We start from the raw sequence: 21566 nt of genomic DNA on the forward strand, positions 1-21566 counted from the left end.
TGCACGAACAAAATCTAATCGCGTAGTTTGTATCGATTTTATTAGCGGTAGGGACGCCGCGAATTCAAGGCTTTGGACATGAGCCGCTAGGCTTGTGGATGAATTAGCAATAAAAGAGAAAGTCTTTTGACTTTTGAAGCCCCCACTTCAAACAGACCGTAAGGCCGTTAAGTGGTGGGTAGTTCACGGAGAGCTTTTTATCATTTATTTTTGATCGAACACAAATATTTCTTTATATTTTCTTGCTCGTATTTTTTGACCATTTTCTAACGTCTTTGGTAACTCCTCTTGCCATGTAACAATAACCGTAATACCTTTTGCTTTTACTGACACAGGAAAATTAGAAAAATGAAACTTATTAGTGGTGACGGTTCTCTCAGTCTCAAGTGCGTCTATATTTCCCCGCAAAGTCTTGGAATCGTTAAAGTTACTGTATATATCTACATCTAAATTATAAACATCTTTTCCTAGGTTCTTTACATCTAGACTATATGTATTTACTATGCCTGGTTTTGGTTTCGAAAGCCTTTGGTCATCGTCAGCTTTATCAATTTTCAAATGCCAATGTTTAGAGGACTTTGATATAGGAAGATTACTAAACGAGGAAGCTTCCGCTAATATATTGCTACTGAATATAAAACACACCATACAAAAAAGAATAACAGTTATCTTTTGCATATTCTAACCTCCAAAGTACAGGATTTGATCTTATTTACTATTTCTTTAAAGATAAGATAATATGCAACCGTGATATCTACCTCCGATAGCACTGATTATGTGAAAGGAGAGTAGGCTGTAATGTATTCCTGTATACGATACGAATGGAAATACTACTGAATATGAAACAGTAATCATAGTACATTTAAAAAAGGGAGAATTTTTCATAAAGAAGGTGAGGAAATGCTTGATAAAGCTGATAGTTCAATAAGGAGTCAAATGTATACAGAAGAAGAGCAAAGAATGTTATATAAACGGACGTTAGTAATCGTAAGTATTTCACAAATGTTTGGAGGTGCGGGGTTAGCTGCTGGAATTACGGTTGGTGCACTTCTCGCACAGCAAATGCTTGGGACAGATGCATTCGCAGGATTGCCATCCGCTATACTTACAATGGGATCGGCAGGAGCCGCTTTTGTAGTAGGAAGGCTTTCGCAACGTTATGGGCGTCGAATAGGACTCGCGACAGGATTTATGGTAGGAGGGCTCGGGGCTATTGGTGTGGTAATTTCCGCTTTAACAAATAGTATTGTTCTCTTACTTGCTTCATTGCTGATTTATGGCGCGGGTACAGCTACAAATTTACAAGCTCGTTATGCCGGTACAGACTTAGCAAATGAGAAGCAACGGGCAACTGCTATTAGTATGACAATGGTTATGACGACCTTTGGTGCGGTAGCGGGACCAAACTTAGTGGGGATAATGGGGAGTTTTGCTCTTTCTCTAGGTATTCCTGAACTTGCTGGTCCGTTCATATTATCGGCAGCTGCGTTTTTGTCAGCAGGCCTCGTGCTTTTCATTATGCTTTGTCCAGATCCATTACTTATAGCAAACGTGATAGAAACACATAAGCAAAAACGTATAAGTAAAGGGAATTCGATAACTAAAAAATCAACAACAAATAATAGGGGCGTTACTGTTGGGGCAATCGTTATGATACTTACGCAAGTTGTCATGGTTGCTATTATGACGATGACTCCTATACATATGAAACACCATGGTCATGGCTTAAGTGAAGTGGGTCTTGTCATTGGATTTCATGTAGGGGCAATGTACCTTCCATCACTCGTTACAGGAATACTTGTTGATAAAATTGGTCGAATGGCGATGAGTATTGCTTCCGGCGTTATATTACTTAGTGCTGGGGTGTTAGCTGCTATTGCACCGAGCGATTCTTTAATACTTCTGGTCGTCGCCCTTTCTTTACTTGGATTAGGATGGAACCTTGGATTAATAAGTGGTACGGCTCAAATTGTTGATTCAACAGAACCTGCAACACGTGCAAAAACGCAAGGAAAAGTGGATGTTTTTATTGCATTGGCAGGGGCTTCTGGTGGAGCGATGTCCGGCATGGTGGTAGCGAATTTAAGTTATGCAGCTTTATCGTTAGCTGGAGGGGCGTTAGCCTTATTACTTATTCCTGTTGTGTTATGGTCTAGAAAAGGTGGAGAACAGTAAATAAAATAGTCTAGAAAGTGTTGCAGATTTATTTGTACTGACAGAGAAAAAGAGATAGGTATTTACTAAAAAATCAAAGAAGTTACTGCATAAAATGAATCTCATATTATTGATTTTGACTTTCCAATTATCGAAAACCAAGGATATTTGCCCTCCAGTTATGTTGTAGAAGATTATCAAAATGAAACTGCTGATTTAAATGTATTAGGTGGAGCTATTGTATCAGGGTCATTCCAAGGATTTGACCAAGAATATTTATTAAAGGTACTTAAACAAATGGGTTCAACATTTTGTGGCGTAACACAATTACCTTTTACAGTAACGGACAAAGAAATACTAAATTTAAATGAAAATGGGGTAAAGGCATTACGCTTTAATATTAAAAGAGGCGGTTCAGAAGATTTATCGAAGTTGGATTACTTTGCTAGAAGAGTTCATAATCTAGTAGGGTGGCATAGCGAGCTTTATATTGATGCAAAAGAGTTGCCCGAAATTGCATCAACTATTGAAAAATTACCAACAATATCAATCGACCATTTAGGGTTATCTGAAGAAGGACTACCACATTTATTAAAGCTAGTTGACAAAGGGATACATGTAAAAGCTACTGGTTTTGGTCGTGTAGATTTGAATGTTAAGAATGCTTTAAAAGCGATTTATGAAATTAATCCAGATGCTCTTATGTTTGGAACAGATTTACCATCTACAAGAGCAAAAAGATCTTTTGAGTATACAGATATTGAATTGATTCAACAGCTATTTGATGAACAAGCTACTGATAAAATCTTATACACGAATGCTTTCAAATGGTATTTCAAGTAATTCAGCTTTTATTAGATTTAGAATGGTAAAAAAACGAATCAGACAACTTCCAATAACACTGATTATGTGAAAGAAGGATAGTCCATAATGTTTTCTTGCATATATTGGGGATGAGGTGATGTCTCATGACCAAAAAACATCCCCACTCAAACTTGGAAATGAATCATACGACACAATAAAAGTTGAAGAAGCGTTTCTTCGAGCTTTTATTGTGTATTTTATAAAGAAGAAGGATAGTAAATCTCCTGGTTGAGCACGTCATTTGATAATTCTTGTTTCTACAAAATAGTTCAGGTTCCCTATATATGGTGCGCGTATTAAGAGATTTGAGAAGACAGGTGAGTAATCAAAAACAGGGTCGAGAACTAGTTCTCGGCTTCTTGTATATATGTAACCCAAAAGGCTGTCCTATAAACTGGTTTCACTGACTTATAGGCAGCCTCTTTTTAGTTCAAGAAGCATGCAGGGACGTTATGCCTGCATTCATGTAGCAAATTGGACAGCGGAATAATGACAATGAACAAGTATGGAAGTACCATTGCACATTATGAACTACTACTAGCAGAAGTTGCTACTGAGGAAGCGGTAATTGCAGCTATCATAGCGGCCTGTTGTGCTTGTATGAGGACCTCTATCATTGTTTGCAATCCAGTGGTAGCAGGATTTTCCTTGCCTTGCTCACTCATGAATAGTTGGATAACAACAAGAATATTTGCATCCGCATGCCAGCGGAATAGCTTGTCCCCCTGCAATTTATCAATGAATGCCCTCAAAGAAGCGACCTCGTTCTCTCCATCTTCAAGCAACGCTAGTAGCCCGACAGCGGCGTAATGCATCTGCTTAACTTTTACCCCTTCTTGTCGCAGTAGGTTCCATATATTTGTGCAGCGTGCTACTAAAATATCTTCACTGACATCCTTCTTTAGAGAAAGAATATGACTTAAAAACTGAAGGTCATTCCCCTTGTGAAAGACGGTTACCGCCAGTTTGCGATAGAGGAGTTCCACTCGATCCATTAGCACCCCTACTTCCTCGGGTTGTCCTGCCAGCAAAACAGCGAGTGGGTAATCAGATGCGCTTGTGAGAAAGAAGTGCTTCTCTTTCATACGTTTATATACTTGCAACGACCGCTGAATGCGTTCTTCATGTTGTTCATTTCCTTCCGATAAAAGCGTTGCTGCCGCCAGATAAGTAAAGATGCTGCGGCTAAAGCCACCCGCGACCAATCGTTCATATACGTCGAGAAACTGCTGAAACGCTTCCTCGTAATGTATAAAGTGAATATCCAATGTTGCTGCAATCACAAAGCGATGATAGGACTTCAAATATGAAAACATCCCTACCTGCTCCTTAATATAGCTGCTGATTTGCAAAAAACGTTCAAGATGAAACGGCTTATTACTGCCTGCATACATAGCGGCAATCATCATCCATGTTCGGGAATCACCAGTTTTCCATCTTAGTTCTTCTTTCAATTGTGCATATATGTGTGTGTACTGCTCCAGCTTATGCTGTAATGTAATCATAGCCGTACCCCCATTTTTTCTTGTGATTTTCTTCTATTATACTATAATTCCATATTTAGGAATATAGTGATTTTGATACAAATTTTGCACTGCAGGATATACATAAATAAGAGAGATGACGATTCCACCTTTCTTGTTACATTGTTGAAAAAGTCAATTGTTAGCAGAAAGCTGATTTTTTTCTTTGGGATTTACTAATAAATTTAGTCTTATCTAGGGAGGGTTCATTAAAAAACTCAAATGTGGAAGTTAAAACTTACTGAGTTCACTACTTCATAATTGACAAATCCGTTTTTCAACAGTGCCAAAAGCATCCTGTGTAGATGCTTTTTATTTGCTTAAAATAAGAAATATATTCGATAATAGGGCTATTGGAGGGAAAGAAAGTGGCTATTATTATTACAATGTTTCTAATGGGTATTTTGTTAGGTTTTGTTGGGGCAGGTGGAGCTGGGTTTATTATTGCAGTGCTCACTCTCGTATTTCATGTGCCAATTCATGCAGCGCTCGCAACATCATTAACAGCGATGGCATTTACAACATTTTCTGGAGTGATAAGTCATTATCGAGAAAGAAATGTTGTTATGAAAATTGGTTGTGTTGTAGGAGGATTTGGTGCGCTTGGATCATATGTTGGATCTAAAATTGGTGCTGGGATCCCTGCACAACTTCTTCATTGGTTTACGGCTAGTATGTTATTTTTATCAGCCATATGTATGTTAATTCGTTTGTTTTTTGTGCAAAATCAAAAAGAGTTGTCTGCTAGTTTATCAGATCAGTTATCTTCATATGTATTGGGAAAAGGAGCTCTGTTAGGAATTGCAACTGGGATATTAGCAGGAGCATTTGGAATTGGTTCAGCACCGTTCATTCAACTTGGATTAATGGTGTTACTAGGTTTATCAATTCGTCAGTCAGTAGGGACTACAATGCTTGTTATTTTACCAATTGCAATTGGTGGAGGAGTTGGATATACTTCAGCAGGATATTTAGATTACATGTTATTAGTACAAGTTTTAATGGGAACAATGCTCGGAGCATATATAGGAGCGAAGTTTACAAATTATGCACCTCGTGTTATTTTGAAATTTTCGATGATTATGACACCTGTTTTGGCTGGATGTATGTTATTAATAGAATAAGAAATAAAATACTGGGGAAAGTGAAGTATCTGTTTATCTTTATAAAATGTTGTGTGTAAGTTTTTCGGTGGCATTACTTATATCGGGAATATATCCAAAAGATTCTTTTACATGGCTTTTAGAGGTTACGCTTGCTTTAATATGGTGCAGAAAATAAGAGTAGTCTTCTCGTAAAATGTACCCTATAGAATAGACACTTTAAAAAAAGTCTATTCTATAGGGTATTTCTTATATAAATAGGAGAAAAATTAGAATCGGAGAAATTTCAAAATGACGAAAAAGCTGTTTACAGAAAAAGGAATCCAAACTCTATCAAGGAATCCATACGTAAAATCTGTGAGTGAGAAAGGAATTACTTATACAGATGAATTTAAACGCATTTTTATTGAAGAAAATGAAAAAGGAAAATTACCTCGAGACATTTTTGAAGAATGTGGTTTTGATATAGATATGATTGGAATGAAGGACGAAAAGTTAAATTGATAGTGTCTGAACACACCAGAGCAATCGTTAAATACTATGCTCAATACGCTTTAACTATCCTTCGTACTTTCTACAACTTCTGTTTGCCATACAATTCATGGGATAAAGTGAAGGCTACACCAGCTCAAAGATGGGGATTGCCGATAAACAATTTACGATGAAGGATATTATTTATTTTAAGTAGGTTCTGTTATCTTTCGTTGTTGATTTACTTTATTAAACTATTTGGAAGTTTTGTTGAACAAGTTGTAAATTTAACATTGTAAAGTAAGAGCATTTCTTTGTAATGAGAAATGCTTTTTATTTTTGTTAAAATTAAAAGGATATTTCAATAACAATAATAATATAACAAGAAACAATACTATTTTATTGTAAAACGATAAATAATATAATAATATTATGTTGTTATTAAATAAGCGAGGTGCTTTTTATGAAACAAGTTACGACACTCTTTTTAAAGCTAGCTGTTATTTTTATGGGAATCCCAGTTCTTGCATTGTGCATATTTTTGGTGCCTAAGATCGGGAATTTTGCTGGAGAATTGTATCCAGATATTACTTATATGAAATCTCTCGTTTTAATCGATATGTATGCGGCAGCGATACCTTTTTACTTTGCTCTGTATCAAGCTTTTAAACTTTTAAGCTATATTGATAAGAACCAAGCGTTCTCGGAATTATCGGTAAAGGCTTTAAAGAATATAAAATGCTGTGCCATCACGATTAGTAGCTTGTACCTGCTAGGTATGCCACTCTACTATCTCATGGCGGAAAAAGTTGACCCTCCAAGTTTCATACCAATCGGATTGATCATTATTTTCGCTTCTATGGTGATTGCCGTTTTTGCTGCTGTTCTCCAAAGACTTTTACAAGAAGCTATTAATATAAAACCAGAAAATGATTTAACGGTCTGAGGTGGAGGATATGGCAATTATTATTAATATTGATGTGATGTTAGCAAAACGAAAAATGAGCGTAACGGAGCTTTCGGAGAGGGTTGGGATTACGATGGCGAATCTTTCCATTCTGAAAAATGGGAAAGCAAAAGCGGTTCGTTTTTCAACATTAGAAGCGATATGTAAGACTTTGGATTGTCAACCAGGTGATATTTTGGAGTACAAAAGCGACGAAGACACTTAATAAAAACAGACAACAATTTTCTTCAACCAACGGGATTAGATAGTGAAATTAAGATGAAGGGATAGCGGTTAAGCTATCCCTTCTCCGCGTTTATTATTGTTATTTAATTAGAGAATTCTATTGAGAATTGCATTGATATTAGTGACAAAAAATGTGATGTATCATATATTCTGTTAAAATTAAACAAAAATGTATATGAAAAATTGCAGGTGAGAAACTTTGAATTTAGTTCAAAAACTAACTCGTATTTATGGCTTAGGGCTTTGCTGATGGTACAATTAAGATAACGGAGGAATATTATGGGATATCTTAATCAGCTTTATGTAATACTGTATTTTATAATCGGTATTGCAATATTCTCATTCTTCAATTCTGATTCACCAAAAACTAAGGATAAAAATCTAACATTCATAATGGTCAGTTTAGGGGTAAATCTATTCACAATTCCAGTGGCTTTTTTTATAGGTGTGATGGCAACAGATTCTCCAGATAGTACTGAACTTGATTTTTGGGGAGGGTTTCTCTTTATTCAGGCAATACCGCTCCTTATATTAATAATAGGAATCTTAAAATGGCTTATTGACAGAGGAAAAAATAAATGAGCTTATAAATAGAATTGCTTTATAATATGTATAGTTGCACAAAATCGAGAAATTTAAGGAGACGGATAAATTTTATGAGAAAATTATCCATATTACTTACTTTAAGTCTAGTATTTGTCAGTGTTACGGCTGCTTGCACACAAGATAAAAAAGATAGTGCAGTTGAAAATGGTTCAATAGAAGAATCAACTGCAAAAAATGAAAATAAAGAATTAATAAATTTTGAAGAAAAAGAAACTATGAGCCGCTTGGAACAAGGTATTTTATTAGTTGGTGAGAGTATTAAGGGAGGCTATTACTTGACCACCGTTCAAAGTGCATATTTAAATGATAGCAACGATTCTATCGTTGTTAATGTCTCTGTAAAAAATGTACGAGGTCAAATGATTGGACTATCAGAATTAAAATATACCTTAAAAGATGAAAAAAACGGTAAGGCGTATGAAGGAAAGGTGCTTGACCAAAACCCTTCTCCTTATGACATACAAGTTAAACCAAATGAAACGGTAGAATTGAAAATAGCTTTTGAAGTACCAGGTACCGCAGATGAATATATGTTTTATATTGAAAGCTCTTTAGACCCTCTAGAAACACACTGGAAAATTGATAAGCTGCAATCACCAAAAAACTAAGTCTAAATATAATTTGGTGGAAGTGTTCTTTAATATGAATTATATATTCGAAAAGTAAACAATGCTAATTCCAAGCGAGCGGTTAACTTTTTGGACAAATAATTTACTTCCGCTTTCACTGATTATGTGAAAAGAGAGTAGTTCGTAATGCTTTCTTGTACACCATAGACATACACTATAAAATGGGATTTAAGCTGTATTATTAAAGTAATTAATTTTTAATTGGAGTGTTTTATATGGCATTAAAAGAATTAGGTATCTTTGAAATAAAAAGTAATAAGATTGTTGTGAGTGACCCTTGTTATCCAATAGAATTTGCAGTTACTGAAGATGAATATGTAGAGGATGAGGATTTATCTTTAATGCTAACTCCCGCAAAACAGGGCAACTGGAAAGCTACTGTATATTACTCCGAAGATGAAGTCGTTACAAAGCTCGTTGCTGCTCACGTTGAAGCAAATGAAGATAGTGCTTGGATAGGACTGGATAAAGGTATTGGAGTTGATGCTGCACAAGCGGGAATTTTCGATTCAACCATTTATGGAAAAGATGAGATGATTACATATGAGGTAAAAAACACTTTCGATATAGATATGGATGAAGAAGGACTTAAATTTTATGTAGCTTGTAGCGATATAACTGCTGAAGATGATCAGGCAGGAATAATAATAGGTGGTGCAGTATCAGTTTCAGGTTTAGGAGACGGTTGGTATCCAGTTCACATTCAACGTGATGAAAGTGATCAAATTGTTGGTGTTCTGATAGATTTTTATGAGGAAGAATAACCTTGGGTAACGGAGCTTAGGTTAATTAGAACGAGGGAAATGAATGGCTTACATATGTCTAGTTTGCGAATAAGATGGTTTAGAAGAGCCACCCTATGATGAGGCTGGAAATCGTTTTTACGAAATATGCTTTTGTTGTCGTTTTGAATATGAATTTGATAATCTAGATCCAGGATAGCTTTGAACAATCTAGATGAGATTGGGCTGAACAAGGAGCAAACTGGTTCAGCGAGTATTTAAAACCATTTTAATGGAGCTTAAAAACAGTTAGAAAATATTAATGAAATAATAAAAAATTAATTTTCGAGTGAGGCATAAACTATGTCAGTAACATTTTATATAGCTAGTACCAGAGAAGAAGTTAATCATTCTAAATATGGGGTTTATTTGGAAGTGTGTTTTAGATGGTTGAAAGACTGATAGCCTCCTAGCCTCCTAATTAATTAGGGAGGCTTTTAAGTTTGGATCAAAACTATATGCTACATTGTATATGTTAATACAAATTGATTATTAATTTAAAAATCCCAATATTTCCATCCAAAAGGTGAGGGGGGAAGATGAATTATTTAATAAAAAGAAGGCTTGTCTGTAATCATATTAATAATGTGATGCGAAAACTAATGAATAAGAGACTTCACATCGCCTACGTATTCATTTTACTTAAAACACTACTCCTGCTAAATATATTGTATAAGCAAGATGAACAAAAACGAGACCCCTAACTTATTTATAGTTAGGGGTCTCGTTTTATAGAAAAATAGAATCTTATAACATTTCCAAACTCTATTTTTTAAATCGATACGGAACAGTTGAAACAATAACATTCTTTTTATATAAAAGATAAATCCTTAATAAAACACTAGATTGGTTGTGTAAAATGTTATGCCAACTTTTCTTTGTAATAAACTGCGGAATGAGAACAGTAACGGAATGATGCTTTTCTTGTGCTTTCTCTTGAATCATTGCTACTAATTTTGTGATAGGTCTCATTAAGCTTCTGTATGAAGAGACGACTGTAATAAGACGAACATCTGGTTTCCATTCTTTCCATTTTTGCTGCATCTTTAATTCACTTTCTTTATCAAAGGCTACATATACAGCGATGACAGTATCACCGATAGCCTCAGCATAATTAATGGATTGTTCGACTACCTTTGTAATTCCAGCAACCGGTACGATGACAATGTTTTCTTCGATTTTGTGCGGAATTTCATTTGGATCGATACGTAATTGTTCTCCAACTGCATCGTAATGTTTATGGATACAATGGAAGATATACACAATAATTGGCAGGAAGATAACAACAGACCATACTTGTGTAAACTTTGTGATAAAGAAAATAAGTAATACAGATAATGAAATAAGTGCGCCTACTAAATTTGTTAGTAATTTCGGCAACCAACCTGCTGGTTTTTCACGCAACCATTTTATAATCATTCCCGTTTGTGACAAAGTGAAAGGAAGGAACACACCAACTGCGTACAGCGGGATTAATTGTTCTGTTTTTCCTTGAAACGCAACAATTAAAATAATGGAAGCAATCCCCAGGGTCATAATTCCATTTGAGTATCCTAATCGATCACCGCGCATTAAAAACATGCGAGGCATGTATTTATCTGATGCTAGGTTGTAAGCTAATAATGGGAAAGCGGAGAATCCTGTATTAGCAGCTAATACTAAAATAAGTGCAGTTGTTCCTTGAATAAAGTAATACACATAATTTCTTCCGAATATATCCGAAGCAATTTGAGAAACAACAGTTTCATTGTGTTTCGGAGCAATACCGTACCAATATGCTAAAACGGTGATACCAGTAAATAAGACTGCAAGAATTGCTCCCATCATCACTAAAGTAGTGGCTGCATTTTTAGCAGCTGGTGCCTTAAAGTTAGGGATTGCATTTGAAATCGCTTCTACACCAGTTAATGCAGAACACCCAGATGAGAATGCTTTTAATAAAAAGAATAATGTAATTCCTGGCGCTACCGTACCAATAGGTGTATGTAAAGATGCCGGCGCTTGTCCAGTGGCAATTTTAAAGACTCCAACAGAAATTAATACGATAAGTGCTAGTACAAAGAGATAGACAGGATAAGCTAGAATAGAAGCAGATTCTGTTACTCCTCTAAGGTTCAGAATTGTAATGAAAATAACAAGTATTACAGCAATTATTACTGTGTACTGATGTAATGCTGGAAATGCTGATGTAATTGCATCTGTCCCTGCAGACACACTTACAGCTACGGTAAGAATATAATCTACCAGTAAGGATCCCCCGGCAATAAGTCCAGCGTTTATTCCTATATTTGTTTTAGAAACAACGTAAGCTCCTCCGCCGTGTGGATAGGCATAAATGATTTGTCTGTACGATAAAATAAGTGCCGTTAACAAAACGAGAACGCCAATTGCAATTGGAATAGAATACCAAAAAGCAATTGATCCAATTGTTGCAAGAACGATTAAAATTTGCTCAGTTCCGTATGCAACAGAAGAAAGAGCATCAGATGATAGAATGGCTAATGCCTTTAATTTATTTAATTTTTGTTCACCTAATGCATTTGATTTAAGAGGTCTACCAATTAAAAACCTTTTGAATACTGAAAACATGGATGCACCACCAATAAGTAAATTTTCCAATGAACAGAATATCACAATTGGTAGCGAGTGAATAGATATTTTTATGATGAATTTTTACTTCTTTCATAATAAATTGACAAAACAGTGACAGAATAACTTTTTTACTTCATAAAAAGAATGTGATTTTACTTTATTAAATATGGAATTCAATCGTTTCAATACCCATTTCTCGTGCAATTAATGTAAAATTTTCTTTGCTTATTTTGAGATGCCCATATCTAAATGGATAACCCCACTTTTTCTTATCTTGAATAAAAGATAGTTGATCAATAAGAGGGTGAATGTCTATTTCTTTACATGGATAAAATTTGATATTTCTACGAAAAGGAATAAAGCCGTTCCCCATATCAAACTCGTAAATATGGTCATCAATTACTTTACCAATAGCTGTGAACATTTGACATGGTGCCTTTTCATTTAATTTATATTTAGAAGAATAATATATAATCCAATCTCCAAATTTCATTCTTTTTAAAGGGAAGGATTTGCCATGGCAAAGTTGGGCGAATCCACCTTCCACACCTTTTAAAACATGATCCCTTGAAGCGACACCGATCCAATAGTTGATCTCGTTCATTGGCATATTAGCACCCGCATGATGAATTACTAGTTTCTTCAAAAAATAAAGATGAAGTTGGTAAATTCATTGTTTTCCATGCGGCAATACCTCCAGCAAGTTCTTTCACATTATATCCATTTTCTAAAAGGAATAAAGCTGATTTCGCAGCTGTATTACACCATACGTCCCAGCAATATAAAATGATTATTTTGTCTTTTGGTAACTCTGATAACCGATTTTCTAATTCAGATTGTGGAATTTCCAGTGCTCCTGTTATGACTTCTTTTTTTAACTCCCGCGTTCCATTTCGCACATCAACTAACATGTAAGCATCAGGATTTAACTTTTTGACCTGTAAAAAATCCATTGGACTAAATGTAGAAGCAATACGACTTTTAAAATATTCCATTTTTAGCATATTAACATTCCTCCGCGTTTTTTAAGATTTTTAACAAACAAGTTTTTAGAAAGTGTTGTTCTTCTTTCGTTAAAGGAGATAAAATCTCCATCTCCGATTGTGTTAACAATCCCCAACAATTTTCTAATACGTCCTGACCTTTGTCTGTAATTTGGATGCAATATGATCTGCGGTCTTTTGGATTTTTTATTCGAATTAAGTATTGTAGTGATTCTAAATGGTCAATAAAATCTACCATTGTTGTCCGATCGATTCTTAATTCGTCAGCAATTTCTTTTTGAGAAAGGTTCGGTTTTTCATTGATTTTAATTAAAACGCCATATTGTCTGGCATTAATGTCGTAAGGTTTTAATTTTTCAATCAAGTCGAGTTCTAGTAATTGCTCTACTTTTCCTGTAAGGAATCCGTATGATTCTAGGATTCTGCTCAATGTATCATCCCCTTTAATAATCATCTTTACATATAATCAGTATAACTGACTATTTTTGAGTGTCAATCATTAAATGGTAAAAAAGAGAGTGGGAGATAAAAAATGGGAAAAAGTGAACTTTTTTCTAGTTTAATGGTAATAAATATATAGAATAAAAAATAAGGAGGGAAGAGTTTGGAGGAACAACGGTTAATTCAACAAGTAAAACAAGGAGACAAAGAGGCATTTAATCAACTACTTCAACCGTATATACAAAAAGCATACCAAACATCTTATCTCATAGTAGATGACAAAGGGTTAGCAGAAGATGCGGTACAGGAATCACTTATACAAACATATGAATCTATCCATCGTTTTAATGGAGAGATTGCTTCGTTTAAGACTTGGTTTCATCAAATTTTGATTCATACAACTTTAAAACAGAAACGAAAAAAACGTTTTGGTTTTTTGCAACCTGAAACATGGTTTCGTATAAAAGATGTGAAAACACCTGAACATAATTATCTCATACAAGAAGAGTCGCAGATGATCCTTGATGCGGTGCAGCAATTATCTAGCAAGCATCAAATTGTTATTATACTTTTTTACTATCAAGATTTATCTATTTTAGAAATTTCGGAAGTGTTAAATGTAAAAGAAGGGACAGTAAAATCGCGTCTTTATAAAGCGAAAGAAAAGCTGAAGGATTATTTAGCACATACTATTTTTTTAGACCGTGATACGGAGGTGAGTGTATGGATCGAAAAATAAAGGAGGCATTTCATGAAAAAGCGAATGGAACTTCATTTCCACGGCACGTAAATATTGAACAACTGTTACATAGTAAGAAGAAAAAAATGACCGTCTGGAAACAGTATGTTGCGATAGCCTCTGTCGTAATTTGTTTAGTAGCTACTATATTTGGATTAACGTTTCCTGCTTCTGCGGTAAGTATTCCTGTTATAAGAGATATTTTTAGATTTTTTGATAGCGAAAGAGTTGAACTTCATAACGAAGTTAAAATTAATAAAGAGGAGGGACCAGGACTTCATCATGAGTATAAGAAGTACTCGAATGAACTCAATCTTACTCAAGAGAGTAACGGAATTAAATTCACTATACATGATGCGATTTATGATGGGCAGACAGTATCTGTAACGTATTCTATTGAAAGTGATCAAGATTTAGGTGACAATCCACTTACTTTGGACTTTTTAAAAATAAAAGGGGCTGAAGGTACATCGGGAAGTAATGGGATTAAAAAAATAGATAACTATAAGTATGTAGGTTTAGTTACTGCTAGTGCTTTGGAGGCTACTAAAGAAGAGAGTGTAAATATGCAATGGATAATAGATAGTATTAAAAACTTAGATACGCAGAAAGAAATAAAAGGAAACTGGAAATTTGACTTCACTTTAAAGTCAACAGAACGTAAAGAAAAATTAATCCATAGTAGTGTAGAACAAGATGGAGTAAAAGTATTTATTGAGAAGTTATCCATATCACCGATGTCATTTATCATTTCGTATAAACAAGAAGTTTCCGAGTTTATGAAAAATAGGTGGGATGAAGTAAATGTTGATTTGAGAGTTAAAGATGATTTAGGGAATAGTTATGCTGGAGAAGGAAATGGGAGTATACGTGATGAAAGTTCTTATACTTTGAATGGAAGTAAAACATTTCAAAAAATTAATCCGAATGCAACAAAACTTATTATAACTCCTCATGTTATGTTAAGTAATCACAATGCTGATAACTATGGAGAAGCGGGAGGGACTGGAAGTGGAGGAAGTAAATTTAATATACTAAAGAAAATCGGTAGCCAAAAAGAAGACCTCCTATTAAAAGATATCGTTATCGAATTGGAAAAGTAACATAGTAAACGAAAGGACCGTTTTTTTAGTAGGACGGTCCTTTCTATGATAGTAATTAGGTATTACGTGTCGATATTCGAGATGTGTATACACAAAATACTGAAAATTATGTTAAAATAGTGTTAATTGCTTGAAAAGGAGGATTTTATTGTGAAAAAAGATCGTCTTGCAAAAATAGATTTAACGAAAAGAATGGAATCAAAAAAAATATATAATAAGAAGCTGGAAAAATATCAAATGCGTTTACTTGCGTTGCAGCAGATTTTACGAAAAGAAAAAATAGCTGTTATTTTGGCTATGGAAGGCTGGGATGCTGCTGGGAAGGGCGGAGCAATTAAGCGAATTACTGAGCATCTTGATCCGCGCGGATTTCAAGTAAATCCAATTGGTGCACCTGCTCCTCATGAAAAACGCTATCATTATATGCAACGATTTTGGCGGAAAATTCCGCAATATGGTCAAATTACTATTTTTGATCGCTCATGGTACGGTCGTGTACTGGTTGAACGCGTAGAGGGTTTCGCTACAAAGGAAGAGTGGACTAGGGCATACAGTGAAATTAATGATTTTGAAAAACTATTAACGGATGATCGTTACATAGTAGCAAAGTTTTTCTATCATATTAGTAAGGATGAACAGTTAGCACGATTTAAAGAACGAGAGCAAAATCCTCTTAAAAAATGGAAAATTACAGATGAAGATTGGCGCAATCGAGAAAAATGGGATGAATATGTCGAGGCTATGGAAGATATGTTTGAAAAAACAGACAAACCAAATGCAAAGTGGCATATTATACCTGGCAATGATAAGTTGTATGCGCGTGTGAAAACATTGAAAGTGATCATTTCATTAATTGAAGATTATTTCTTAGAACATAGTATAGAACTGCCATCATACTATCATGAAATGAAAGAAGAAAAGGAAGAGGAAGACGAACAAATAAAGATGTAAGCTGTTAAAGATGGGAATAGTGGTGCAGGAGATAGTGGAAGGAAAATAATATAGTAATATAAAGGACTGTCTTATTTTAATGGGACAGTCCTTTATATTTTAGGAACGGTCATTATGGAACAATCGTGCTACGATATTTAATTAAATACCGTAGCACGATTGTTCAGTCTTTAGTACTCTTAATATAGCTGGATTGTTGAAAGAATAACCTATGAAAATAACACTATAATTCAATAATTTTCTAAGGTGCGCACTGAAGATAGTTCATATCATTAAAAATCCTTTTTATGGCTTCCTCATTTTAAAAGTACATTCTCAATTTCTATTAGAACTTCTTCAGGGATTTGTTTATAAACAGCTTTTACGGTTTCCTCAATTTGTTGAGGAGTGGAAGCACCTGTTAACGCACTTGCTACATTTTTTTGCCGTAGTACCCAAGCAATTGCTAATTCAGTTAAAGACATGTCGCAAGTTTTAGATATCTCTTCTAATCTTTGTGACGTGAGTAGTAATTCTTTTGTAAAAAGTTTTTTAAAGAACTTATTTACATTTGGATTGTTGGCTCTACTTTTCTCAGGAATTTGCTTTTTATATTTACCAGTTAAGATACCTTGAGCAAGGGGACTAAAAACGATTTGTGATATGCCTAAATTTTCAGAGATAGGGATGATTTTGTCCTCTATGTCCCGCTTCAGCAAACTGTATTCGCATTGGTTCACAATAATTCGATTTATTAAATGCCTATCAGAGATATGTACTGCTTCCTTAATTTGTTCTGAGCTCCAGTTACTTACCCCAGCATATAGTATCTTACCTTACTTAATTAAATCATCAATTGCTCTTAGCGTTTCTTCTACTGGAGTTTCATAGTCGTAACTGTGACAATAAAAAATATCAATGTATTCAAGGTTCATTCTTTTTAAACTGGTATGTACTTGCTCAATAACATGTTTACGTGATAGCCCTTTGCTGTTAGGACCTTCTCCAGTAGGCCAATATGCTTTTGTTGCTAACACATATTCGTCCCTAGTGAATGATTTTAAAGCAGATGCTAAAATTCTTTCAGCTTCACCATTTTGATACACGTTTGCAGTATCAAATGAATTAATTCCTACATCAAATGCCTTATGAATCGTTCGTACAGCATCTTGTTCTGTCCCATTTTCTCCAAATGTTAAGTAACTCCCTAAACTAATTTCACTAATTTTTAAACCAGATTTTCCTAGTCTGTTATACTTCAAACATATTCCCCCATAATATAATTTAGTATGTATCAAAGTGGAGCGCGGTAGATGCCATTTCGTTTTTATCTGTGAGCGAAAAAAATGTTATTCTCTCAAAATCACGGATTATTTTTGGAGTCATTAGTAATTGTGCTTGATGATTTGTATGTTTTTTTGAGAAAACCATATTTTCTAGTATTAAGAAAGGTTGCTACTTTATAATGATTTTATCAGATTATTAATAACTTTTGGATTTTTGGTTTGTTTAAAGTGTATGAATGAAAGTGGTTATTCATATTATTGTTGCAGAAATTGGACACAATAAATGAGAAACAGGTGCAAAAAATGATGAATAAAATAGAAAAATAGCGATTTTCTTTATGTTAATAAATGGGGTTTATTCTTGTGTCAGCTCTATAACTATGCTAAAATTTATATAACTTTTAATGAACGGAGGGGTCTCCTTTGATCTTAATCAGATTACGTCTCAATACTTTGTGCCAATAATTGAATAGCGCTCAAAGGCTCTGTCTGTGTACAGAGTAAACGGGATTGGTCTGTCTCTTTAAAGGAACCCAATTGAACTTATATGTGAAAAGAGGGGAGGACGAATACGCCCTCTTTTTGTTTTGCCTTTAAAACAGAATGATGAGATGCATGTATACTAACATTTTTGTGTAGTATGGTGCTGGATTTGACGACCATTGAACAAGCAAGAAGCGATGTTTTTATGTTTATTTGTCGCGTTTTCGTCCGTTTATGAAAAACACAGGTAGGTGTTTTTTGTTTGCGCGTAATCGAAATGGAGGAATAAATATATGGAACAGGTAGTACAAAGAGCAATATTAGTCGGAGTGAATTTAAATAGCGAAAGTGATTTCGAATATTCAATGGAGGAGTTAGCGAATTTAACGGAAGCGTGCGATGTAGAAGTGATAGGGAAAGTAACACAAAATTTACATCGTGTAAATCCATCTCATTATATTGGAACGGGTAAGATTGAAGAAGTGGCAGCGTTCGTGAAAGAAGCGGATGCAAATTTGGTCATTTTCAATGATGAGTTATCGCCTTCGCAAATTCGAAATTTAGAAGCAGATTTAGATTGTAAAGTGATTGATCGTACGATTTTAATTTTAGATATTTTTGCGCAGCGTGCAAAGACGAAAGAAGCGCAATTACAAGTTGAAGTAGCTCATTTGCAATATATGATGCCTCGTTTAATAGGCCTTCGTGAATCGTTAGGAAGACAAAGCGGCGGTGTTGGTACGAAAAACAAAGGTGTAGGGGAAAAGAAATTAGAGCTTGATCGCCGTAAGATTGAAGAGCAAATTGCAGCGTTAAATAAAGAGTTAGAAGCGCTTGTTGCACAGCGTCAAACACAGCGTAAACAGCGCAAGAAAAATGAAGTGCCTGTGGTTGCGTTAGTAGGATATACAAATTCCGGGAAATCAACAACGATGAATGCGATGCTTGAAATGTTTAACGGATCTGCAGAGAAACAAGTATTTGAAAAAGATATGTTGTTTGCGACGCTTGAAACAGCTGTGCGAAATATTCAATTGCCAGATAACAAATCGTTTTTATTAACAGATACCGTTGGATTCGTTAGTAAATTGCCGCATCATCTTGTGAAAGCGTTCCGTTCGACGTTAGAAGAAGTGGCGGAGGCAGATTTATTGATTCATGTTGTGGATTATGCGAATCCGAACTATGAGCATCTGATTGAGATTACGAATCAAACGTTAAAAAAAATCGGCGTGGAAAATATCCGGGCAATTTATGCTTATAATAAAGCAGACGTTATTGATATTGAAATTCCAAAAGTACAAGATGATCGTGTATATTTGTCTGCGAAACAAAAAGTAGGTATTGATGAGCTTGTGCATATGGTTCGCACGCAAATTTATAAAGATTATACAAAGTGTGAAATGTTAATTCCTTATGATCAAGGACACCTAATTTCTTATTTTAACGAGCATGCTAACGTTTTATTGACAGACTATGAAAATGAAGGCACGAGGATTACCGTGGAATGTAAAATAAGTGATTTCGAAAAGTATAAAAGGTATGCAATACGCTAAAAAGTTCACATGAAATAGGAAAAGAAGAGCTGCTGGAAAGTAGCTCTTCTTTTCATGATCTTTTCGTTGCATATATACATGTATCTCTTAATTCAGCCCCATCTATTGATACACTATTATTCTCTAAAATACCTTCTAATTTAAAACCTAATCTTTCGGGTATGGCACGGCTTTTGACATTTCTTGAGTCACAACGAATTTCTATTCGATTTGCTTGTAATTCATGAAAAGCAAAATCTACAATTTCTGTAACAGCTTCTGTCATGTAGCCTTTTCCGCTAAAACGAGAGTGAATCCAATAACCAATTTCAAATTTCGGAATATCCCAGTTAATGCGGTGTAACCCTGAAGAGGCAACAAACTCCCCTGTGTCTTTAAGGAAAACGAGCAATCGTAAATCTTCACGTGCCAAAAATTTCACGTGAGAATCTCTAATATTTGCTTCTACTTCTTGTTCTGTTTGTTCTTTTTGAGCAAAAGGCATCCAAGGTTTTAATTCTTCGATAGATTCATTGATAGCGTTATATACTTCTTTTCCATCTCCAGGTCTTGGCATCCTTATGAGAAGTCTTTCCGTATAGAACTCAGAAGGGAAATTTAATAGCAGTGGATTCATAAGAAACGCTCCTTATTTGTTATTTTATATTATGATACATGAATGGATGTATCTGGTAAATGTTTTTTCTGAATTTTAATAAAAATAAAGTTTTACTAGGTTTTAGGAATTATGTTTATTTTGAAATGTTGTAAGCAGAGAAGTGGAAAAAAAGGAAGAAGAGGTATAGAATAGGTTTTGTTTAAAAAGTCAGAAAAATAAAAGTGTGTGAAACATATGCAGAGGTTGTTTTCAGCACAAGAGGAGAGGAGCGTGTAGGATGCAGACAATAACAAAGCCGAATGCGGTGGAGGCACCAACGATTTACCGTATTTTATTTGCGATTAGTTTAGGGCACTTTCTTAATGATTCGATGCAGGCAGTTGTACCGGCGCTGTTTCCTATTTTAGAAAAGTCGATGAATTTATCCTATATGCAGGTGGGATGGATTGCCTTTGCTCTTAATATGACATCATCAATTATGCAGCCGGTGTTTGGGATGTATTCAGATAAGAAGCCTTCCCCGTATTTGCTGCCACTAGGAATGTTTTCAAGCATGCTTGGGATGATTGGGCTAGCGTTTGCACCGAACTTTTTTATTGTTATCTTATCTGTTTTATTCATTGGACTTGGATCCGCAGTCTTTCATCCAGAAGGCGCACGTGTTGCTTATATGGCAGCAGGAGCAAAGCGTGGTTTAGCACAATCCATTTATCAAGTTGGAGGAAATACAGGAAATTCGCTTGCGCCAATTTTTACGGCACTTGTATTTGTTCCGCTTGGACAAATTGGAGCAGTATGGTTTACGGGCTTTGCGATGGTTGGAATTATCTTACTGTACTTTGTTTCAACGTGGTATAAAGGAGAGTTAGCAAGCGGGGCCGTAAGAAGGAAGAAACGTGCTGCATTAGAAGCTGACAGTTTAGTAATAAGCAGCCGAATTAAGTTTGTTATTGTATTACTTGTATTCTTAACGTTTGTTCGCTCATGGTACGGAGCAGGGATTGGAAACTTTTATCAGTTTTATTTGATCGAGCATTACGGATTATCTATTAAAAATGCACAGTTTTACGTATTTGCTTTCATGATTGCCGGCGTACTTGGTACGTTCTTTGGCGGACCGTTAGCAGATCGGTTTGGAAAGCGAAATATTATTGTTTTTTCTATGCTTGGTTCAGCCCCATTAGCACTGTTATTACCGCACGTTTCACTCGTCTGGGTTGTTCCGTTGTTTATTTGCATTGGGTTTATTAGTTCGAGTAGCTTCAGTGTGATAGTTGTGTATGCCCAGGAGCTTGTTCCCGGGAAGGTTGGTATGGTATCTGGATTAATTGTCGGACTTGCATTTGGACTTGGAGCGTTAGGAGCAGTTGTACTTGGGAAATTGGCAGATATATATAGCCTTAACTTTATTATGATACTATGCAGTATGTTACCGTTAATTGGATTATCATCATGGTTATTGCCAAATGACCGTAAATAGATGAAAAGAGTCTAGAGGTATATTTATTTC

The 21566-nt window shown here is 35.1% G+C and carries 20 protein-coding genes and 2 pseudogenes; 14 read left to right on the forward strand and 8 right to left on the reverse strand.

The genetic code is table 11. The features are described 5' to 3' along the window. Nucleotides 1-204: 204 nt before the first annotated feature. The gene (locus tag Q9306_RS09850; RefSeq protein WP_306197783.1) at nucleotides 205-678 is read right to left on the reverse strand and encodes a hypothetical protein; all 474 of its coding nucleotides are present in this window, start codon (nucleotides 676-678) and stop codon (nucleotides 205-207) included. Between the two features lie 222 nt (nucleotides 679-900). Between Q9306_RS09850 and Q9306_RS09855 the strand changes: the two genes are divergently transcribed. Next, nucleotides 901-2175 carry an MFS transporter gene (locus Q9306_RS09855; protein ID WP_306197785.1) on the forward strand — a complete coding sequence of 425 codons (1275 nt, stop codon included), beginning with the start codon at nucleotides 901-903 and terminating at the stop codon, nucleotides 2173-2175. 105 nt (nucleotides 2176-2280) lie between these two features. Further along, complete coding sequence (locus tag Q9306_RS09860; protein ID WP_306197994.1) at nucleotides 2281-2997, forward strand: amidohydrolase family protein; 717 nt, start codon at nucleotides 2281-2283, stop codon at nucleotides 2995-2997. A 545-nt stretch (nucleotides 2998-3542) separates the two neighbouring features. On the opposite strand, the gene Q9306_RS09865 is transcribed toward Q9306_RS09860, so the two are convergent. After that, entirely contained in the window at nucleotides 3543-4523 is a 981-nt protein-coding gene (locus tag Q9306_RS09865) for a DUF4003 domain-containing protein (protein WP_306197787.1), read from the reverse strand. 386 nt (nucleotides 4524-4909) lie between these two features. Between Q9306_RS09865 and Q9306_RS09870 the strand changes: the two genes are divergently transcribed. The 7 genes and pseudogenes from Q9306_RS09870 (at nucleotide 4910) to Q9306_RS09900 (ending at nucleotide 9306) form a co-directional block, all read left to right on the forward strand. Beyond that, nucleotides 4910-5665, forward strand: coding sequence for a sulfite exporter TauE/SafE family protein (locus tag Q9306_RS09870; protein WP_306197790.1), 756 nt, complete (start codon nucleotides 4910-4912; stop codon nucleotides 5663-5665). A gap of 270 nt (nucleotides 5666-5935) precedes the next feature. Continuing rightward, nucleotides 5936-6130 (forward strand): annotated as a pseudogene (locus tag Q9306_RS09875) (HTH domain-containing protein); the annotation flags it as partial. A gap of 448 nt (nucleotides 6131-6578) precedes the next feature. Then, nucleotides 6579-7061: a DUF2975 domain-containing protein gene (locus Q9306_RS09880; RefSeq protein WP_306197808.1), complete on the forward strand. Its 483-nt coding sequence runs from the start codon at nucleotides 6579-6581 to the stop codon at nucleotides 7059-7061. Nucleotides 7062-7071: 10 nt separating this feature from the next. Then, nucleotides 7072-7287 carry a helix-turn-helix domain-containing protein gene (locus tag Q9306_RS09885; RefSeq protein ID WP_016114251.1) on the forward strand — a complete coding sequence of 72 codons (216 nt, stop codon included), beginning with the start codon at nucleotides 7072-7074 and terminating at the stop codon, nucleotides 7285-7287. A 299-nt stretch (nucleotides 7288-7586) separates the two neighbouring features. Then, nucleotides 7587-7889 (forward strand): hypothetical protein, encoded by a 303-nt coding sequence (locus tag Q9306_RS09890; RefSeq protein ID WP_306197819.1) that lies wholly within the window; start codon nucleotides 7587-7589, stop codon nucleotides 7887-7889. A gap of 74 nt (nucleotides 7890-7963) precedes the next feature. Further along, the gene (locus Q9306_RS09895) at nucleotides 7964-8521 is read left to right on the forward strand and encodes a DUF4352 domain-containing protein (RefSeq protein ID WP_306197821.1); all 558 of its coding nucleotides are present in this window, start codon (nucleotides 7964-7966) and stop codon (nucleotides 8519-8521) included. 236 nt (nucleotides 8522-8757) lie between these two features. Beyond that, nucleotides 8758-9306 carry a DUF4241 domain-containing protein gene (locus Q9306_RS09900; RefSeq protein ID WP_306197823.1) on the forward strand — a complete coding sequence of 183 codons (549 nt, stop codon included), beginning with the start codon at nucleotides 8758-8760 and terminating at the stop codon, nucleotides 9304-9306. A gap of 783 nt (nucleotides 9307-10089) precedes the next feature. On the opposite strand, the gene Q9306_RS09905 is transcribed toward Q9306_RS09900, so the two are convergent. From Q9306_RS09905 to Q9306_RS09920, 4 genes are all read right to left on the reverse strand, one after another. Continuing rightward, the gene (locus Q9306_RS09905; RefSeq protein ID WP_306197825.1) at nucleotides 10090-11913 is read right to left on the reverse strand and encodes an APC family permease; all 1824 of its coding nucleotides are present in this window, start codon (nucleotides 11911-11913) and stop codon (nucleotides 10090-10092) included. Nucleotides 11914-12076: 163 nt separating this feature from the next. Then, nucleotides 12077-12526, reverse strand: coding sequence for an EVE domain-containing protein (locus Q9306_RS09910; protein WP_306197826.1), 450 nt, complete (start codon nucleotides 12524-12526; stop codon nucleotides 12077-12079). 1 nt (nucleotide 12527) lies between these two features. After that, nucleotides 12528-12920 (reverse strand): rhodanese-like domain-containing protein, encoded by a 393-nt coding sequence (locus Q9306_RS09915; RefSeq protein WP_306197827.1) that lies wholly within the window; start codon nucleotides 12918-12920, stop codon nucleotides 12528-12530. Nucleotide 12921: 1 nt separating this feature from the next. After that, on the reverse strand, nucleotides 12922-13350 hold the full coding sequence (locus Q9306_RS09920; RefSeq protein ID WP_306197828.1) for a MarR family winged helix-turn-helix transcriptional regulator: 429 nt from the start codon (nucleotides 13348-13350) through the stop codon (nucleotides 12922-12924). Nucleotides 13351-13524: 174 nt separating this feature from the next. Here Q9306_RS09920 and Q9306_RS09925 point away from each other — a divergent pair, with 174 nt between their 5' ends. The 3 genes from Q9306_RS09925 (at nucleotide 13525) to Q9306_RS09935 (ending at nucleotide 16154) form a co-directional block, all read left to right on the forward strand. Continuing rightward, the gene (locus Q9306_RS09925) at nucleotides 13525-14100 is read left to right on the forward strand and encodes an RNA polymerase sigma factor (protein WP_306197829.1); all 576 of its coding nucleotides are present in this window, start codon (nucleotides 13525-13527) and stop codon (nucleotides 14098-14100) included. Further along, on the forward strand, nucleotides 14085-15203 hold the full coding sequence (locus Q9306_RS09930) for a DUF4179 domain-containing protein (RefSeq protein ID WP_306197830.1): 1119 nt from the start codon (nucleotides 14085-14087) through the stop codon (nucleotides 15201-15203). The genes Q9306_RS09925 and Q9306_RS09930 overlap by 16 nt, the downstream gene beginning before the upstream one ends. Nucleotides 15204-15353: 150 nt before the next feature. Then, nucleotides 15354-16154: a polyphosphate kinase 2 family protein gene (locus tag Q9306_RS09935; RefSeq protein ID WP_020060510.1), complete on the forward strand. Its 801-nt coding sequence runs from the start codon at nucleotides 15354-15356 to the stop codon at nucleotides 16152-16154. A gap of 296 nt (nucleotides 16155-16450) precedes the next feature. Here the strand turns inward: Q9306_RS09935 and Q9306_RS09940 are convergent. Beyond that, nucleotides 16451-17395 (reverse strand): annotated as a pseudogene (locus Q9306_RS09940) (aldo/keto reductase family protein). 800 nt (nucleotides 17396-18195) lie between these two features. Here Q9306_RS09940 and hflX point away from each other — a divergent pair. Continuing rightward, the gene (gene hflX / locus Q9306_RS09945) at nucleotides 18196-19458 is read left to right on the forward strand and encodes a GTPase HflX (protein WP_306197839.1); all 1263 of its coding nucleotides are present in this window, start codon (nucleotides 18196-18198) and stop codon (nucleotides 19456-19458) included. Between the two features lie 52 nt (nucleotides 19459-19510). Here hflX and Q9306_RS09950 read toward each other — a convergent pair whose 3' ends face one another. Next, nucleotides 19511-20074 carry a GNAT family N-acetyltransferase gene (locus Q9306_RS09950; RefSeq protein WP_306197841.1) on the reverse strand — a complete coding sequence of 188 codons (564 nt, stop codon included), beginning with the start codon at nucleotides 20072-20074 and terminating at the stop codon, nucleotides 19511-19513. A 259-nt stretch (nucleotides 20075-20333) separates the two neighbouring features. Here Q9306_RS09950 and Q9306_RS09955 point away from each other — a divergent pair, with 259 nt between their 5' ends. Further along, the gene (locus tag Q9306_RS09955) at nucleotides 20334-21536 is read left to right on the forward strand and encodes an MFS transporter (RefSeq protein WP_306197843.1); all 1203 of its coding nucleotides are present in this window, start codon (nucleotides 20334-20336) and stop codon (nucleotides 21534-21536) included. Nucleotides 21537-21566: the final 30 nt, after the last annotated feature.

Source organism: Bacillus multifaciens, from assembly GCF_030756675.1.
GTDB classification, from domain to species: domain Bacteria; phylum Bacillota; class Bacilli; order Bacillales; family Bacillaceae_G; genus Bacillus_A; species Bacillus_A multifaciens.

Excerpts from the sequence above, each read along its gene's own strand:
- Q9306_RS09850 (WP_306197783.1), bottom strand. The coding sequence starts at position 678 with ATGCAAAAGATAACTGTTATTCTTTTTTGTATGGTGTGTTTTATATTC.
- Q9306_RS09855 (WP_306197785.1), top strand. The coding sequence starts at position 901 with ATGCTTGATAAAGCTGATAGTTCAATAAGGAGTCAAATGTATACAGAA.
- Q9306_RS09865 (WP_306197787.1), bottom strand. The coding sequence starts at position 4,523 with ATGATTACATTACAGCATAAGCTGGAGCAGTACACACACATATATGCA.
- Q9306_RS09880 (WP_306197808.1), top strand. The coding sequence starts at position 6,579 with ATGAAACAAGTTACGACACTCTTTTTAAAGCTAGCTGTTATTTTTATG.
- Q9306_RS09885 (WP_016114251.1), top strand. The coding sequence starts at position 7,072 with ATGGCAATTATTATTAATATTGATGTGATGTTAGCAAAACGAAAAATG.
- Q9306_RS09890 (WP_306197819.1), top strand. The coding sequence starts at position 7,587 with ATGGGATATCTTAATCAGCTTTATGTAATACTGTATTTTATAATCGGT.
- Q9306_RS09895 (WP_306197821.1), top strand. The coding sequence starts at position 7,964 with ATGAGAAAATTATCCATATTACTTACTTTAAGTCTAGTATTTGTCAGT.
- Q9306_RS09900 (WP_306197823.1), top strand. The coding sequence starts at position 8,758 with ATGGCATTAAAAGAATTAGGTATCTTTGAAATAAAAAGTAATAAGATT.
- Q9306_RS09905 (WP_306197825.1), bottom strand. The coding sequence starts at position 11,913 with ATGTTTTCAGTATTCAAAAGGTTTTTAATTGGTAGACCTCTTAAATCA.
- Q9306_RS09910 (WP_306197826.1), bottom strand. The coding sequence starts at position 12,526 with ATGCCAATGAACGAGATCAACTATTGGATCGGTGTCGCTTCAAGGGAT.
- Q9306_RS09915 (WP_306197827.1), bottom strand. The coding sequence starts at position 12,920 with ATGCTAAAAATGGAATATTTTAAAAGTCGTATTGCTTCTACATTTAGT.
- Q9306_RS09930 (WP_306197830.1), top strand. The coding sequence starts at position 14,085 with ATGGATCGAAAAATAAAGGAGGCATTTCATGAAAAAGCGAATGGAACT.
- hflX (WP_306197839.1), top strand. The coding sequence starts at position 18,196 with ATGGAACAGGTAGTACAAAGAGCAATATTAGTCGGAGTGAATTTAAAT.
- Q9306_RS09950 (WP_306197841.1), bottom strand. The coding sequence starts at position 20,074 with ATGAATCCACTGCTATTAAATTTCCCTTCTGAGTTCTATACGGAAAGA.
- Q9306_RS09955 (WP_306197843.1), top strand. The coding sequence starts at position 20,334 with ATGCAGACAATAACAAAGCCGAATGCGGTGGAGGCACCAACGATTTAC.